We start from the raw sequence: 15,792 nt of genomic DNA on the forward strand, positions 1-15,792 counted from the left end.
CCAGCCCCAGCGCATGATCAGGCGTCAAATATCAGCCTTCAACCGTTTCGTTTGCCTCTGGCAGCGGAGTCTTGCGAGGGCGACCGCGCTTTTTGGGGGCAGGCGCGGCTTCTTCGGCCACAGGTTCGGGTGCGAGTGCAGGTGCAGGTGCAGGTGCAGCTTCTGGCTCGCTCCTTGCGCTGATGGAAGGCGGCAAGAACGAGGCGTCCAGCATAGCTGGCGCATCATCATCCACCTTGGCCGTGCGCGGACGCCGTTCGGTGCGGGGACGCAATCCGCGCGCCGAGCGCGGTTCAGCCACGAAGGGGTTTTCAGCTGCAGCGGTGATAGGCTCGCCTTCGATGGCAGGCACACCTTCGCCCGGCAGCGTTCCCGCAGGAGCGGCTTCGGCATCACGCCCGCGATTGCGATCGAACCGACGGTTGCCGTCACGCCGACCGTCATTCCGATCTTCGCGGGGGCGATCTTCGCGGGGCCTGTCGTCACGCGGCCTGTCCTCACGGGGGCGATCTTCGCGCGGCCTGTCATCGCGTGAGCGTTCGGCGCGGGGCCGATCTTCACGCGGTCTATCTTCGCGGGGTCTATCTTCGCGGGGCCGATCTTCACGATCACGCCGTCCTTCGGACCGGTCCGGGCGCTCTGCACGTTCTGACCGTTCAGCCTGCTCAGGCCGCTCATCACGCTCTTCGCGTTCGCGGCGGGTGGCGGGACGGTCAAAGCCGAGGAAATCACCCTCTGCGCCGAATTCGCCGCCGTCGTCTTCGCCGTCCTGTTCCTGCCAGCGTTCACCGTTGGCACCGGCCGGGCGGGCACGCTGTTCATCCTGCCGGACGCGCGTATCGGCGATGACGCGGAAATAGTGATCGGCAAATTGCAGATAGTATTCGGCCTGCACCCGATCGCCATTCATATGGGCGTCCTGCGCAAGCTTGCGATACTTTTCGAGCAATTGGGGGGCATTGCCCCGCGCGCGACTATCGATCCGATTGAGCTGCTGACCACCACCATTTTGCGGACGATTGTTATTGCGTCCGCGACGGCGGTTGTTGTTACCACGATTGTTATTCAACTCGGGCACTTCCTTAATTGAGGCGGCCTCTCGGATTCATGGTGCAAGCCTGTGGCAGCGAGCGATCCCGCTGCGAACAATCCCGCCAATGGCCTCCCCGGTGCTTCACGCCACGCATGATGGTGTGCGATTCGGGGTTCCCAGCATTTGCGCTCTTCCCAGCCGAATTGGCCGTTCATCCCTGCAAATGGTGGAGCCGGCGGGGATGGGAAGCCTCATCCGTCCCCTGCCTGAGAAAACAATTAGAGAGCCGGAGAGGCCTTGCCAAGCGGAATATTCCATATTTTCGCCATTTCCACTGCCCTTTCGCGCAATCCAAGGTCCCGATGGACGCGCGCAGACAGCCCCGCACCTTGGGCCAGCGCGCAAACCGCCGCGCCTTGGGTCCAGCCGATCTCGATCACGGCAATGCCATTTTCGGCAAGCAGGGCGGGCATTTGCGGGATCAGCACGCGGTAATCGTCAAGCCCATCGGGGCCAGAAAACAACGCTTGGGCCGGTTCATGCGCGCGCACCGATGGGGCAAGATCAGCCGCATCCTCAACATAAGGCGGGTTCGAGAGGACGAGGTCGAACTGGCCGAGGCCCTGTGACCAACCGGTCTGCGTCCAGTCGCCCGCAAGGAAGCGCGCGGCGGGAGCATGGCGCTGGCCATTGGTGCGCGCGATTTCGAGCGCTTCGGGCGAGCGTTCTATCGCCACGCCCTCTGCCTGCGGCCAGAGCGACAGCGCAGCAAGCAGCAGCGCACCCGATCCGGTGCCCAGATCAAGGATGCGCCCTGGCGCGGCACGGCTGGCAAAAGCCTCACGCGCGGCCTCCACCAAGGTTTCGGTATCGCCGCGCGGGATCAGCACGGCGGGGCTGACGGTGAGTTCGAGGCCGTAGAATTCGGCGCTGCCGGTGATGTAGGCGATAGGTTCGTGGGTAAGGCGGCGTTCGATGAGCGCGGCGAAGCTGGCGGGGGCTTCGGCCTGCATATGGCGCAGCAACACATCGGTGCGCGTGCAGCCAAGCGCGTGGGCCATCAGCAGCTCTGCATCGAGCCGGGCGGTGTCGCTGGTGGCGGACAGGCGTTCGTTGGCTGCGCGGAGGGTTTGAGCGACGGTCATTCGACCATCGCCTTTAAACACATTGCTCCCCCGCGAAGGCGGGGGCCTCAGGCCTGTTACGGAACATCAGCGTAAACGGCCTGAGGTCCCCGCCTTCGCGGGGACGGCGGGGATTATGCAGCAAAAGTTCACCCATCCATCGCCGCCAGCCGCTTCGACTGGTCCTCGGCAATCAGCGCATCGATCAGTTCGCCAAGCCCTGTGCCTTCCAGCACCTCGGGCAGGCGGTGGAGCGTCAGGTTGATGCGGTGGTCGGTCACGCGGCCTTGCGGGAAGTTGTAGGTGCGGATGCGTTCGGAACGGTCGCCCGATCCGACCATGGCCTTGCGCGCTTCGGCCTCTTCGCCCTGTGCGGCATCGCGCTGCGCTTCGAACAGGCGTGCGCGCAGGACCTGCATCGCCTTGTCCTTGTTCTTGTGCTGGCTGCGCCCGTCCTGACAGGTGACGACGGTGCCGGTGGGCAAGTGCGTGATGCGCACCGCCGAATCGGTGGTGTTCACGTGCTGCCCGCCCGCGCCGCTGGCACGATAGACGTCGATCTTCAGATCCTTGTCTTCGATGCGGATATCCACCTCGTCAGGTTCTGGCAGAACGGCAACGGTGGCGGCAGAGGTGTGGATGCGCCCGCCGGATTCGGTGACCGGCACGCGCTGCACGCGGTGGACGCCGGATTCGAACTTCAGCTTGGCGAACACGCCATTGCCCGCGACGTTGGCGACGACTTCCTTGTAGCCGCCGATGTCGTTGGCGTTGACCGAGACGACTTCGACCCGCCAGCCCTGCTCAGCGGCGTACTTTTCGTACATGCGGAACAAGTCTGCGGCAAAGAGCGCAGCCTCATCGCCCCCGGTGCCCGCGCGGATTTCGAGCATGGCGGGGCGCACGTCTGCCGAATCGCGCGGCAGCATGGCGATGGCGAGGCGGTGTTCGGCCTCGGGGAGCTGGGCGTGGATGCGGGCGAGTTCCTCGTCAGCCATCTCGCGCATTTCGGGATCATCAAACGCAGCAAGGCTGACGAGTTCCTCGCGCATCGCGGCGATTTCCTGCGCGATGCGGGCGACGGGTTCGAGTTCGGCATAGTCGCGGCTGGCGGCGATGAAGTCTGCGCCTTCGAGCGTGCCCGACGCGAGCCGCGCTTCGAGTTCAGCGAAGCGGTGCGTGAGGTGGCCGAGGCGGGTGTCGGATACGCTCATGCGTCACCCCCACACTTCGTCATCCCGGGCTTGACCCGGGATCCCGCTTGGTTGTGCGCCGCTGCGGGAAGAAAAGCGGGACCCCGGGTCAAGCCCGGGGTGACGGGGATTGAGAGCCGACACATCTGTTCAATCCCGGAAGTTCTGCGCGCCAAGCACTTCCATGACCTTCTTCTGAAACGGCTCGACTTCCCCTCGTGTCGTAACTGTTGTGATGTTGAATTCACGTCCGTGCTCGTCAGCAGGCCGTATGTAGAGTGAGGTCTCGACCCCGTCGGTACGCGCCTTAGCACCACGCTTTTTGGGATTACCTCGGTAAGCAGTCCAACAAGGAATGCCTGCTTGTCGTAGCATTGAGGCAACCTCGATAGCGCGCTGATCTTCGGCTTCCGTCTGAGGCAGAATTGCCACCGCATCTGAGAAATCGTCTCGTATCCCCACCAACATCGCCAACCGCTCAATCCCCGCAGCCCAGCCAACCGCTGGCGTAGCCGCGCCGCCCAGTGCTTCCATCAGTCCATCATAGCGCCCGCCACCCAGCACGGTGCCTTGTGCGCCCAGCCGGTCGGTGACGAATTCGAACGCAGTGTGGCGGTAGTAGTCCAGCCCACGCACCAGCGCCGGGGCGCGAGTCCATGCAACGCCTGCGGCATCCAGCCCGCCGGTGACCTTGGCGAAGAAGTCCTGCGCTTCATCGCTAAGGAAATCATCGATCTTCGGGGCTTCGGCGGTGAAGGGCTTGTCGCGCGGGTCTTTGCTGTCGAGGATGCGCAGGGGGTTGCGTTCCAGCCGGTCCTGCGAATCTTCGGACAGGTCGCCCTTCACGGCGCGGAAGTAGGCGATCAGCGCCTCACGCCAGGCATCACGGCTGGCGCCATCGCCCAGCGTGTTCAGCTGCAGCGTCACGCCGTCCGCAATGCCCAGTTCCTTGAGCAGCTGGTCGGCCATCACCAGCAGTTCCACGTCGGCCTGCGGTTCGGCTGCGCCGATCACTTCGGCGTCGATCTGGTGGAACTGGCGGTAGCGGCCCTTTTGCGGGCGTTCATAGCGAAACAAAGGCCCGTGGGTGGCGACCTTGAGCGGGGCGTACTGCTGCCAGCCATCGGTGAGATAGGCGCGCGCAATGCCGGCGGTGAATTCGGGGCGCAGGGTCAGCGATTCTCCGCCGCGATCTTCGAAGCTGTACATTTCCTTGGAAACGACATCAGTCGTCTCGCCCAGCGAGCGGCTGAACACGGCGGTCTTTTCGAACACCGGCATTTCGACGCGGCGGAAGCGGTAGAGCTTGCGCACGCGCTCGAAGGTTTCGACGACGAAGGCGAAGGCCTCGGCATCGGGGCCGAAGATGTCTTGCGTTCCGCGGATTGCCTGAGGAGTCTGAATGCTTGGGGTCTGGGTGCTCATGCGGCGCGATTAGCGGTATTCGGGCAAAACGGGAAGCGCTCACAAAAAGGCGCGGCCCAATGGTTGCGAATGTGACCGCATCGCGCCATGAAAAGCCCCATGATCAAGAAACTCGCGGTCGCCCCGCTCTTCCTCGCCCTTTCCGTTTCAACGCAGGCCCTTGCTGCCAATTCTGCGCCGATGGCCGTGCCGATCACACAGACCGTGCCCGATGCGCAGGACGTGGCCTATCCCGGCACGATGACGTTGGATATCGATGCGTCCGATATCACGCGCCGCGCCTATCGTGTGACGCAGGTGATCCCGGTGGCCGATGGCGCGAAGGAGATGATCCTGCTGTTCCCGCAGTGGCTGCCGGGTAACCACGGCCCGCGCGGGCCTTTGGCTGAGTTGGTGGGGGTGCAGTTCTTTGTGGATGGCAAGCCGGTGGCGTGGAAGCGGGATCGGGTTGAGGTCTTTGCCTTTCACCTGAAGCTGCCCGCAGGCACCAAGGCGGTGACCGCCAAGTTCATCCACACCTCGCCGCTGGATTCGCGCGAGGGGCGCATCACGATGACGCCCGACATGCTGAACCTGCAGTGGGAGAAGATGAGCCTTTACCCGGCGGGCCACTACGTGCGGCAGATCAAGGTGAAGCCGACAGTGACGCTGCCGCAGGGCTGGACGCCCGCCACCGCATTGGATGGCATGAGCATGAGCGGCAACCGCGCCACGTGGGCCGAGACGGATTACGAAACGCTGGTCGATTCGCCGATCTTTGCCGGCAAGCATTTCAAGAAGTGGGATCTGGGCCAGAAGGTCACGCTGAACGTGGTGGCCGACAAGCCCGAGCAACTGGCGGCCAAGCCCGAACACATCGCTGCGCATTCCGCATTGGTAGAAGAAGCTAAGCTGGCGTTCGGCGCGAACCATTTCGACCATTACGAATTCCTGCTGGCGCTTTCCGACAAGATCGGCGGGATCGGCCTTGAACATCACCGGTCGAGCGAGAACCAGCTGGAGCCCGATGCCTTTATCGCGTGGGACAAGCAGGAGTGGGACCGCAACCTGTTGCCGCACGAATATGCGCATTCGTGGTCGGGCAAGTTCCGCCGCCCCGCGCGGCTTTGGACGCCCGATTATCGCCAGCCGATGCAGGGTGACCTTTTGTGGACCTATGAAGGGCAGGATCAGTTCTGGGGTCTGGTGCTGGGCGCGCGATCAGGTTTGCAGGGCAAGGACATGGTGCTGGGCATGCTGGCGGCATGGGCTGGCGGATACACGCAAGCGCCGGGGCGCGAGTGGCGTTCGGTTGAGGATACCGGGTTCGATCCGGTGTTCGGCGCGCGCAAGCCCAAGCCGTTTGCCTCGCTTGCCCGCAGCGAAGATTACTACACCGAAGGCGCGCTGGTGTGGCTGGAGATCGACCAGATCCTGCGCGAGGGTACCGGGGGCAAGAAATCCATCGACGATTTTGCCAAGGCGTTTTTTGGCATGAACCCGGGCGATTGGGGCCAAATCCCGTTCGAGGTAGACGAGATCGTAACCAAGCTGAACGCGCTTTACCCCTATGACTGGGCCAAGCTGATCGACACCCGCATCAACCAGCCCGGCCAGCCTGCCCCGCTGAACGGAATTGCCAAGGGCGGCTACAAGCTGGTGTGGAAGGAAGAGCCAAATCCCTATACCAAGGCTGGCATGGATTTTGGCAAGGGATTGAACCTCAACAATTCCATCGGCCTGTCGCTCGACAAGGACGGCAAGGTCACCGGCACGCGGTGGGACAGCCCGGCTTTCAACGCAGGGATCGTTACCGGCGCGCAGATCATGGCGGTGAACGGGCTGGCCTATAGCGCGGACGAGATGAAGAAGGCGATCACGGCGGCCAAGGGCGAAAAGGGAGCGCCGTTCGACCTGCTGGTCAAGCGCGGCGACCGGTTCGATACCATCCGCATCGATTACAAGGATGGCTTGCGCTACCCATGGCTGGAGCGCGTGGCACCGGGCAAGGCGCCTGTTGGGCTCGACTTGTTGCTTGAACCCAAACGACCAGTGGCCGCTGCAAAGAAGTGACCTGAAATGGCCCTTCTCACTTCAGGAGGGCCATTTCGCCATAAGTCTTGTTGCGGCGCACAAGCCGCTTCGCTAGGGCCTGCGGGTTATCACCACCCAACCAATAGGGGCAAAGATGCGCATCGACATGATTCCCACTGGCGACAATCCGCCGGAAAGCCTGAACGTGATCATCGAGGTTCCCGTGGGTGGTGAGCCGGTAAAGTACGAATTCGACAAGGCATCGGGCGCGCTGTTCGTGGACCGCATTCTGCACACGCCGATGCGCTATCCGGCCAACTATGGCTTTGTTCCGCACACGCTTTCACCCGATGGCGATCCGCTGGACGCGCTGGTCATTGCGCGTTCGCCCTTCGTCCCCGGCTCGGTCGTGCGCGCACGCCCGATTGCAGTGCTGAACCTGGAAGACGAGCATGGCGGCGATGAAAAGCTGGTCTGCGTGCCGGTCGATTCTACCTTCCCGTACTATTCGGACGTGAAGGAAAAGGAAGACATCCCCGAAATCGTGCTGCAGCAGATCGAGCACTTCTTCACGCACTACAAGGACCTGGAAAAGGACAAGTGGGTGCGCGTGGGCACGTGGGGCGGCGCAGAAGATGCGCGCCAGATCGTGATCGAAGCGATCGAGCGGGAAAAGACCGCGAAGGCTGCCAAGGACGCCTGACGCGACGATCAGGTTTGAAAACAGGGGCGCGGGTTCAGCAGAACCGGCGCCCTTTTTTTGGGTATGGCTGTGCCCACCCCGCTGCGACTAATCTTGCCTTCGGCTCGCTAAGTCTCGCGGCCCTCCCGCCTGCGGGAGGGCAAAATCAGCGCTACTCTTCCCACCTCCCGCTTGCCGGAGGGGTCGGGGGTGGGCTTTCGCTCAATCCCCCGCCACGCTCATCCCGTCCACCCGCAGCGTGGGCGAATCGATGCCGCGGTAGATTTCAAGGTCATCGGCGGCGGTCAGTGCTGCGAACATGTCGATCAGGTTGCCTGCCACGGTGAATTCGGCAATCGGCCCGGTCAGTTGGCCATTCACGATGCGGAAACCCGATGCGCCGCGGCTGTAATCGCCGGTTACGCCGTTGATCCCGTGCCCGATCAGTTCGGTGACGTAGACGCCATCGGCGATGTCGGCCATCAGCGCGGCGGGCGAGACGGAGCCCGGCTGCAGCACGACATTGCTGGATGTGACATGCGGCGCACCCGATGACCCGCGCGAGGCGTGGCCGGTGGGTCCAGCGCCCAGTTGGCGGGCGGCAGCGGCATCCATCAGCCAACCGGTGATGTGGCCCGCATCAACCAGCTTGCGCGGGGCAGTGGGCAGACCTTCGCCATCGAACGGGCGCGAGCGCAGCCCGCGCGGGCGCAGCGGATCGTCGGTGATGGTAATGGAACTGTCGAACAGCTTCTGGCCATCACGATCCAGCAGGAAGCTGGCGCGGCGCGCAATCGAAGCGCCCGACATTGCGCCAATCAGATGCCCGACCAGCGAGCCTGCCACACGCGGATCGAACACTACCGGCATCGGCCCACTCTTGACCCGGCCCGGATTGAGGCGGCGCACGGCGCGCTCTCCGGCTTCGCGCCCAATGTCTTCGGGGCTGAGCAAGTCTGCGGCATGGCGCGTGCTGCGCCACGAATAGTCGCGCTGCATCCCGCTGCCTTCGCCCGCAACCACACTGGCTGAAAGACTGTGGCTGGAAGCGGCGTAAGCGCCGGAAAAACCGTGACTGGTGGCAAGCGCAAAGAGCCCGCGCCCGGTTGTGGCACCGCCGCCTTCACTGTTGGTCACGCCGGGAATGGCGCGCGCGGCATCTTCTGCTTCCTGCGCCAAACGGCGCAAGTCTGCCGGGCTGCGTTCGGTCGCATCTTCCAGATCAAGATCAGGCAGGGACCCTCGCAGCAGAAGCTCTTCTGCGGCAAGGCCAGCAAACTTGTCCGCCGGGGCCAGCCGCGCCATCGCCACTGCGCGGCTGGCGAGTTCATCGAGCGCGGCATCGCCAAGGTCAGTCGATCCGATCGAGGCCGAAGCGCCATCGACAAACACGCGCAGGCCCACGCTTTCGGATTCGGAACGCTCAACATCTTCCAGCTTGCCCAGCCGGACCGAGACCGATTCGGACCCGCTGCCAACATAGACCGCATCGCCGGCCTGGGCCCCTGCGCGGCGCGCGCGATCAATCAGCGCTTCGCAGCGTTCGCGGGCTTCGGCAGGTGACAGCATGAACAGACCTTTCGCAACAGCAAGGCTGCGGGGTCTAGAACAGGGATCGCGCCCTAGCAATCGTGCGCCGGGCTTAAGTCCCTTTAGAGCATCATCGTGAGCGCGCGGTATCCGCCGGTGATCACGATGGGCAGGATCGCGGCCATCGCCCATACCTTGATCTGATCGCGACGGTATGCGGCCTTGTAGGCCATGTTGTGGGCCTGTTCATCGGTCAGGTGTTCCCACCGGCGTTCGAAATGGCGGAACAGCGGAATGATCGCCGCGACCAATACCACGAGCACGAACAACGGCAGGATCGATGCGCTCGACCCCTGAATTTCATGCATCGTAACGAAAATCTGGAGGCCGGTGTAGACCAGCAGACCATAGGCGACATTATCGCTCATCTTCTTGCGCCAGTCCACTTTGGCCGACGTTGCGGCACTGGTGGCTTGCGAGTTCAGGGCCTTGACCATGGCACCAATCCTCTTTTTTCCTGCTCCAACGTCAATACATCACGCACGGGCCCGGCCTGCAAGCGCTATTCCAATCTGCGTGTCTTTCACTGGGATTTAATGGGCTGGCGATAAACGTGACATGCATAAATCCTGCCAAATTGCACCGCGGGGTTTGAAGTGCGGGTCGCACTCGCTATTGCAAGAACCCAAGCGCCCGATAACAGCCGAGCTGATTGATGACCACGACTGCCGAAACCGTGCCCCATGCCAATGCCGCGCCGCCGATTCCGCAGGGCGGGCTTGAGGTCGTGTCAATCGCCAAGAGCTATGACAAGCGCGCGGTCCTGACCGATATTTCGCTGTCTGTCGGCAAGGGCGAAGTGCTGGGCCTGCTTGGCCCCAATGGTGCGGGCAAGACCACGTGCTTCTATTCGATCATGGGCCTGGTCCGCCCGGATTCGGGGCGCATCCTGTTGGATGGCGTGGATATTACCAAGCTGCCGATGTATCGACGTTCAATCCTCGGCCTTGGTTATCTGCCGCAGGAGACCTCGATTTTCCGCGGCATGACGGTGGAGCAGAACATTGCGACGGTGCTCGAACTGATCGAGCCGGACAAGGCCACGCGCGAGGCTGAGCTTGAGCGTCTTCTTGATGAATTCGGCCTGACGCGGCTGCGCGCCAGCCCGGCCATGGCGCTTTCGGGCGGGGAACGCCGCCGTTGCGAAATTGCCCGCGCGCTGGCAGCACGTCCATCGATCATCCTGCTGGACGAACCGTTTGCGGGCATCGATCCGCTGTCGATCAGCGATATTCGACATCTGGTAAAAGACCTTTCGAACCGGGGCATCGGCGTGCTGATCACCGATCACAACGTGCGCGAAACGCTGGATATCGTGGATCGCGCCTGCATCATCTATGGCGGGCAAGTGCTGTTTGCAGGCAGCCCCGAAGCGCTGGTGGCCGATGCGAATGTGCGCAGGCTCTATCTGGGTGAGGGCTTTACGCTGTGAGCTTGGCCTATGGTCCTTCGACAGCCTCAGGACGAGCGGAGGTTGTGCTGAGACACTCCTCTTCCCCGCTCATGCTGAGCCTGTCGAAGCAGGTTTGCTGATGCAGGTCTCGGGGGGGATCTAGGGCATGACACTCGGGCCAAGGCTGGACATACGGCAGTCCCAATCGCTGGTGATGACGCCGCAGTTGCAGCAGGCGATCAAGCTGCTGGCGCTATCGAACATCGAGGTCGAAACCTTCATCAGCGAGGCGCTGGAAGCCAATCCGCTGCTGGATGTGGGCGAGTCTGCGCCGGTTGAAATCGGTGATGTGGTGCCGGAAGAGCAGCGCCGTACCAACCTTGAATCATCCCCGGTGGATCAGCTCGTGGCCGAAGGGCGCGTGGCCGAGGACCGACCGCTGGATATCGATGCCACCGCGCTCGACAGGGACCGCGATACTGGCGACGGCGCGCGGCTTGAACTGTCTTCTGCGCGTGAGAGCACCGGCAGCGGCGGCGAAGGGCCGGATATTGACGAGCATGGCCACTTTGACCTGTCGCTAGCCGAACACCTGCACGGCCAGATCGGCGCGGCCACATCTGATGCCCAACTGCTGTTTGTGGCGCGCTGGCTGATCGATCAGCTGGATGAGGCGGGCTATCTGCGCGTGCCATTGAGCGAAGTGGCCGACGCGCTGGGGCTTTCGTTCGTCGTGGTAGAACGCGCGCTGGGGCTGGTACAATCGCTTGATCCCACCGGCGTTGGCGCGCGCAATCTGGCTGAATGCATCGCACTGCAGGCCAAGGAAGCGGACCGCTATGATCCGTGCATGGCGCGGCTGATTGACAATCTGGAGCTGGTCGCGCGCGGCGAGATCGCGCGGCTGAAGCGGCTGTGCAATGTCGATGATGAAGATTTTGCCGATATGCTGGCCGAACTGCGCAGCTATGATCCGCGCCCGGGCTTGCGCTTTGGCGGGGGTGTGGCCGAATCCGTGGTGCCCGATATCCTGATCCGCAGCACGGTGAGCGGCGGGTGGGACATTGCCATCAATCAGGCCACGCTGCCGCGCCTGATCGTCAACCGCAGCTACTATGTGGAGATGCGCGGGGCTTGCGTGGGCAAGGAGGCCAAGGCCTGGCTGGGCGAAAAGCTCGCCGATGCCAATTGGTTGCTCAAAGCGCTGGACCAGCGGCAGAAGACGATCCTGAAAGTGGCCGCCGAAATCGTGAAGCAGCAGGATGGCTTTTTCCGCCATGGCGTGGCCCATCTGCGCCCGTTGACGCTGCGGCAGGTGGCCGAGGCAATTGAAATGCACGAATCGACCGTCAGCCGCGTGACCTCGAACAAGTACCTGCACTGCAATCGCGGGACGTTTGAGCTGAAATACTTCTTCACCTCGGGCGTCGGCTCCTCCGATGGCGAAGGGGCTTCGGCCGAGGCAGTAAAGGCCGCGATCCGCACGCTGATCGATGCCGAAGACCCCAAAGCGATCCTTTCGGACGATGCGCTGGTCGATCTGCTGAAGGCCAAGGGTTTCGATCTCGCGCGGCGCACGGTGGCGAAATATCGCGAGGCTATCGGCCTTGGCAGTTCAGTGCAGCGGCGGCGGCAAAAGGCATTGGCCGGGGTCCGTTAAGGATCAGGTCGGATCGGGACGCTCGGCCAGCATATCGCGCACCATGTCGGTCAGGTTGGCGTCAAACTTTGCCAGCACCTGATGGTCTTCGGCGGTGTCCCAGTGCGTGATCAGTTCGCGCCCGTTGAACCAGTGCAGCGCATAGCCGGGAGGATCGGCAAGGATCAGGTTGCGCTCATCAGGATGATCGGGGTCAATCGGCCGCAGATCGAGCGCCACTTGCGGCGCGGTGGATGGACAGGTGGCCACCAGCGTGCCCTCCCATGTGGTAGCGATGGCGCGGTGGATATGGCCGCAGATCATGCCGACGATGTTGCTGCGCCCGCGCACGCATTGCGCCAGCCGCTCCACCCACGGCTCTGACGGATCGGTGTTCATCCACGCGATGCCCACTTCCATTGGCGGGTGGTGCAGCACCACCAGCGTGCGCGCATCGGGCGCTTCATCGAGCCGCGCGGTGAACCACGCCGCGCGCGCCTCGCAGAAGGCGCCGCCGTGGCGGCCTTCTTCCAAGGTATCGAGCACGATCAGCCGCAGCGCCCCTGCATCGATCACATATTGCAGGAAGCCACCATCGAATGGCGCTTCCGGGAAAACTTCGGCAAAAGTCGCGCGCGCATCGTGGTTGCCAAGCGCATAGTGCACCGGAAACGGCAGGCCGGAAAAGGCTTCGCGCAGGCGTTCGTAACTGACCTTGTCACCTCGGTCGATCAGATCTCCAGTGGCCACAAGCATGTCGGGGCGTGGGCGCATCACCGCCAGTTCATCGAGCACACGGTCCAGCCGCTGCCGGTTGAATTCCCCGGGCGAATCGGGTTCGAACCCCAGATGAATATCGGTGACTTGCGCTATCAGCATCGTCCCCCCACGGCCGTTCAGTGCAGCTTGATTGGGAAGTGCGGACGGCTTGCCACAGCCACACTCTGCCCGTCCGATTTCTTGCGGTCATTCTTCGGCACCCAAGGGGCACCAGCGCCCATGTGATAGGAGTGACACATCGCGCACGAAGAATCGACAGGGTCCTTCACGGATGCCGTTGCAAGCTTCGCACCATCTCCGCCGACATGGCAGGTGCGGCACCCGCCTTGGCCTTCGATGCCCGGTATCAGCAGGTCCGTGGCCTTGTTCGAAGTGGTGGCGCCGGTATGGCATTCCACGCAATCGCTTTGCACGTGCACCTTGTGATCGAACCAGCCCTTGCGGAAATAGCGGTCGTTCTGGGCAACCGGCTGGATCGCAAAGCCTGCGGTCTGCGCGGTCCCACCGCGTGTCACCACATGGCAATCGTTGCACATGCCGCCTTCGGAAAAGACCTGGGTAATCGCCTGATCGGCCCCGCCGGGATAGAACCGCACGGCGCGGGCATAGTCTGCTGCTGTGGATTGCTGCGCAGCATCACCGGGCACGCGCCGCGCCATGCCCGACAAGTTGGCCGGACGCGCAGGCGCGGTGCTGCGATAGAACGCGCGCAGATCGGCCACGACTTGCGCTGGCTCGCCATGGCGCAAGGTGCGGAATGTGCCGCCGATCTGATCGAAGCTCAGCGAATGGCACGCCTGGCAGGCCTGCTCCATATCAACCGGCTGAAAACGCGCGCCTGCTGAATCGGCCTGATGGCAATCGGCGCAGTTGAGCGCATCCTTCGCCGCAAACTGGTCCGGCATCCGCCGCACCATCTGCGCGATACCATTGGTCTTGGACATGTGTTGGCCGTGCGTGAATTTCAGGCCGTTGTTTTCCTGCAACCCGGCGCTCCACGCCACGCGCTGGAACAGCGGCTTGCCCCGTTCACTGCCCCGCACAAGCGCGGGCCTGAACTGCGGGTGGGCCGTTCCAAAATCGGCGGCATCGGCGATTTTTGTATCGGGCAAGCGACCTTTCATCCCGTCATGGCAGTCCGCGCAAAACTGCTGCTGGGTTGCAGGCATAGCACCTGCGCCTTCATGTTCAGTGTGACAATCCACACATCGCCCCGCCGGACGGTTGAAGGCACTGGCCACCGCGCGCTGCACTGCCGCCATGCCTTCGGGCGCACCGCGCGATTGCAGCAGGCGCGCCTTGTCCGCAATATGATCGTGCGCGTCCTTGGTATGGCAGGTCAGGCACGCGTTATCGGTCACCGCCACGAAAGCCTGCGTATGGCAGGCCTGACAATCCTCATTCAGCGCCTTGTGCGAAATGCTCAAAAGGCCGGAGGACCAGCTTTGATCACCATGGATGCCATCGGGCCGTCGCGCGTCCTTGTCCATCGCCAATGGTTTGTACGTGGCGTAACTGTAAAGCGGAAACGCAAGAAACGCGAACAGCACGAACAGCGCAAAGCCCCATGCCGAAATGCGTTTGCCCGGCAGCAGGCCTTTGAGCGAATAGGCCGCGCCGATATCGCGGTCTTCGGCCGAATCCGATACCGCCTCCACCCGGCGCACGGTCAGCAGCACGCGTGCGAAATCATCGTCCAGCGAAACTGCGATGCGGTGCCCGCCAAACGACAGCTCGCCGCCAATGGCCGGATCAATTTCCGCCAGCCGCGCGTTGCGGCCATTCAGGCCGAACGGCTGGTCCGTCGTTGCTGTGACCGTCAACATTCCGCCGGCATCCAGCGCAAGTCGGGCATGGATCGGGTTCACCGCAAGATCGGGCAGATGAACTGCGCAGGCTGCATTGCGGCCAACAGTGATCTCGGCCATCGCATAGTCGGCGGAACGGACGATTTCCTCGCCGCTGGCCTTGAGTGCAATCTGGCGGACAACGAAGCTCATCGTGCGCTCACCAGTAGAAGAACACGCTGACGACATGCGCCGATAGGGCAGCAATCAGCGCGAAAGTGACGGGGACATGGACATAGAGCCAGGCCTGCAGCCATGCCTTCAGCTTCAAATGCTGGCGCAGGCGTTCCAACAGGGCCTCCTTGCGCGCCAGTTGCGCCTCGATCCGGCCAAGCAGATCATCCTTGGTGCGCTGGCGTGCTGCACGTAACGCGCGCAATTCGGTGATAGCGGCATGCGTCGAACAGCCAGCATAGATGCCTGTCACGCGGTTCCAGAAGCTACCGCTGAACGGGTCCTGCTCAAGACTTTGCCCGACCACCGTGGCGGCCTGCGCATCCAGCGGTTGCGCCGCATCGTGGATCTGCCGGTCCAAGGACCGCAGCGCCTCAATCATCTGCTTTTCGGTGATCGCGCCATCTGCGTCATAACGGTTGGCCGAAAGCGCGCGCGGGAGCGTGGCATACGCATAGATGCCGAAAATGCCCGATCCCACCACCAGCAGCATCAGCGCCCAAGCCAGCGTGTGGACATTCCACGCAAATTCAAAGCCCGAATGCAGCGTGCCTACCACGGTGACCAGCAGGCCCAGATAGACATGCGCCGAAGTCCACGCCTTAAGGCTCCACCGCCCCGGCGTGATCGCGCGCTTGCGCATGCCCAGCATGGTTAGCCACAGGATGAGCAGCGCGCCGACGGTGCCCAGCGTATAGCCCAGCCAGCTTGCGCCAAAGTGCGTGCCCGGCAGCGGCACGAAAATATAGAGCACCGTCAGTGCCAGCGCGAGCGCGGCTGAAAGCTTGGCCCAAACCATGTTGCGATGGGTCAGGAACCCTTCGTGCATGCTCTGGCGCTGGCGCGATGTCCCGGTCTTTTTAAGGCCAGTCTTTTTATTGGGAGCAACAGACGCCATC

At 63.0% G+C, this 15,792-nt stretch carries 13 protein-coding genes; 4 read left to right on the top strand and 9 right to left on the bottom strand.

All coding sequences use genetic code 11. The annotated features are described in order from the left end of the window. Nucleotides 1-31: 31 nt before the first annotated feature. From AC2A1F_RS08260 to hisS, 4 genes are all read right to left on the bottom strand, one after another. Nucleotides 32-1,078, bottom strand: a complete 1,047-nt coding sequence (locus tag AC2A1F_RS08260) for a DUF4167 domain-containing protein (protein WP_484208300.1) — start codon at nt 1,076-1,078, stop codon at nt 32-34. A 233-nt stretch (nt 1,079-1,311) separates the two neighbouring features. Then, nucleotides 1,312-2,178, bottom strand: a complete 867-nt coding sequence (gene prmC / locus AC2A1F_RS08265; protein WP_484208301.1) for a peptide chain release factor N(5)-glutamine methyltransferase — start codon at nt 2,176-2,178, stop codon at nt 1,312-1,314. Nucleotides 2,179-2,306: 128 nt separating this feature from the next. Continuing rightward, on the bottom strand, nt 2,307-3,371 hold the full coding sequence (prfA, locus tag AC2A1F_RS08270; RefSeq protein ID WP_484208302.1) for a peptide chain release factor 1: 1,065 nt from the start codon (nt 3,369-3,371) through the stop codon (nt 2,307-2,309). Between the two features lie 129 nt (nt 3,372-3,500). Then, nucleotides 3,501-4,775 carry a histidine--tRNA ligase gene (hisS, locus tag AC2A1F_RS08275; protein ID WP_484208303.1) on the bottom strand — a complete coding sequence of 425 codons (1,275 nt, stop codon included), beginning with the start codon at nt 4,773-4,775 and terminating at the stop codon, nt 3,501-3,503. Nucleotides 4,776-4,874: 99 nt separating this feature from the next. Between hisS and AC2A1F_RS08280 the strand changes: the two genes are divergently transcribed. Together AC2A1F_RS08280 and ppa are read left to right on the top strand one after the other, a co-directional pair. Next, nucleotides 4,875-6,827: a M61 family metallopeptidase gene (locus AC2A1F_RS08280; RefSeq protein ID WP_484208304.1), complete on the top strand. Its 1,953-nt coding sequence runs from the start codon at nt 4,875-4,877 to the stop codon at nt 6,825-6,827. Between the two features lie 115 nt (nt 6,828-6,942). Beyond that, a complete protein-coding gene (ppa, locus tag AC2A1F_RS08285) occupies nt 6,943-7,491 on the top strand; it encodes an inorganic diphosphatase (RefSeq protein WP_484208305.1) in 549 nt (182 codons plus the stop codon). Between the two features lie 201 nt (nt 7,492-7,692). On the opposite strand, the gene AC2A1F_RS08290 is transcribed toward ppa, so the two are convergent. Together AC2A1F_RS08290 and AC2A1F_RS08295 are read right to left on the bottom strand one after the other, a co-directional pair. After that, the gene (locus tag AC2A1F_RS08290) at nt 7,693-9,039 is read right to left on the bottom strand and encodes a TldD/PmbA family protein (RefSeq protein WP_484208306.1); all 1,347 of its coding nucleotides are present in this window, start codon (nt 9,037-9,039) and stop codon (nt 7,693-7,695) included. Nucleotides 9,040-9,122: 83 nt separating this feature from the next. Beyond that, nucleotides 9,123-9,497 carry a hypothetical protein gene (locus AC2A1F_RS08295; protein WP_484208307.1) on the bottom strand — a complete coding sequence of 125 codons (375 nt, stop codon included), beginning with the start codon at nt 9,495-9,497 and terminating at the stop codon, nt 9,123-9,125. 218 nt (nt 9,498-9,715) lie between these two features. Between AC2A1F_RS08295 and lptB the strand changes: the two genes are divergently transcribed. Continuing rightward, on the top strand, nt 9,716-10,492 hold the full coding sequence (gene lptB, locus AC2A1F_RS08300; RefSeq protein WP_484209000.1) for an LPS export ABC transporter ATP-binding protein: 777 nt from the start codon (nt 9,716-9,718) through the stop codon (nt 10,490-10,492). A gap of 127 nt (nt 10,493-10,619) precedes the next feature. After that, a complete protein-coding gene (rpoN, locus tag AC2A1F_RS08305; protein WP_484208308.1) occupies nt 10,620-12,113 on the top strand; it encodes an RNA polymerase factor sigma-54 in 1,494 nt (497 codons plus the stop codon). 3 nt (nt 12,114-12,116) lie between these two features. Here rpoN and AC2A1F_RS08310 read toward each other — a convergent pair whose 3' ends face one another. Genes AC2A1F_RS08310 through AC2A1F_RS08320 form a run of 3 tightly spaced genes read right to left on the bottom strand, consistent with a single transcriptional unit; the run spans nt 12,117 to nt 15,791 of the window. Then, nucleotides 12,117-12,971: a phosphodiesterase gene (locus AC2A1F_RS08310; protein WP_484208309.1), complete on the bottom strand. Its 855-nt coding sequence runs from the start codon at nt 12,969-12,971 to the stop codon at nt 12,117-12,119. A gap of 17 nt (nt 12,972-12,988) precedes the next feature. Continuing rightward, nucleotides 12,989-14,872 carry a cytochrome c3 family protein gene (locus AC2A1F_RS08315; RefSeq protein WP_484208310.1) on the bottom strand — a complete coding sequence of 628 codons (1,884 nt, stop codon included), beginning with the start codon at nt 14,870-14,872 and terminating at the stop codon, nt 12,989-12,991. Nucleotides 14,873-14,879: 7 nt separating this feature from the next. Further along, on the bottom strand, nt 14,880-15,791 hold the full coding sequence (locus tag AC2A1F_RS08320; protein WP_484208311.1) for a hypothetical protein: 912 nt from the start codon (nt 15,789-15,791) through the stop codon (nt 14,880-14,882). Nucleotide 15,792 lies beyond the last annotated feature (1 nt).

The sequence above is a fragment of the Novosphingobium sp. HNCC26BN242 genome, assembly GCF_057180525.1.

Bases quoted from the DNA above. Each gene is read 5' to 3' on its own strand.
- prmC (WP_484208301.1), bottom strand. From the start codon at position 2,178: ATGACCGTCGCTCAAACCCTCCGCGCAGCCAACGAACGCCTGTCCGCC.
- prfA (WP_484208302.1), bottom strand. From the start codon at position 3,371: ATGAGCGTATCCGACACCCGCCTCGGCCACCTCACGCACCGCTTCGCT.
- hisS (WP_484208303.1), bottom strand. From the start codon at position 4,775: ATGAGCACCCAGACCCCAAGCATTCAGACTCCTCAGGCAATCCGCGGA.
- AC2A1F_RS08280 (WP_484208304.1), top strand. From the start codon at position 4,875: ATGATCAAGAAACTCGCGGTCGCCCCGCTCTTCCTCGCCCTTTCCGTT.
- ppa (WP_484208305.1), top strand. From the start codon at position 6,943: ATGCGCATCGACATGATTCCCACTGGCGACAATCCGCCGGAAAGCCTG.
- AC2A1F_RS08290 (WP_484208306.1), bottom strand. From the start codon at position 9,039: ATGCTGTCACCTGCCGAAGCCCGCGAACGCTGCGAAGCGCTGATTGAT.
- AC2A1F_RS08295 (WP_484208307.1), bottom strand. From the start codon at position 9,497: ATGGTCAAGGCCCTGAACTCGCAAGCCACCAGTGCCGCAACGTCGGCC.
- lptB (WP_484209000.1), top strand. From the start codon at position 9,716: ATGACCACGACTGCCGAAACCGTGCCCCATGCCAATGCCGCGCCGCCG.
- rpoN (WP_484208308.1), top strand. From the start codon at position 10,620: ATGACACTCGGGCCAAGGCTGGACATACGGCAGTCCCAATCGCTGGTG.
- AC2A1F_RS08310 (WP_484208309.1), bottom strand. From the start codon at position 12,971: ATGCTGATAGCGCAAGTCACCGATATTCATCTGGGGTTCGAACCCGAT.
- AC2A1F_RS08315 (WP_484208310.1), bottom strand. From the start codon at position 14,872: ATGAGCTTCGTTGTCCGCCAGATTGCACTCAAGGCCAGCGGCGAGGAA.
- AC2A1F_RS08320 (WP_484208311.1), bottom strand. From the start codon at position 15,791: ATGGCGTCTGTTGCTCCCAATAAAAAGACTGGCCTTAAAAAGACCGGG.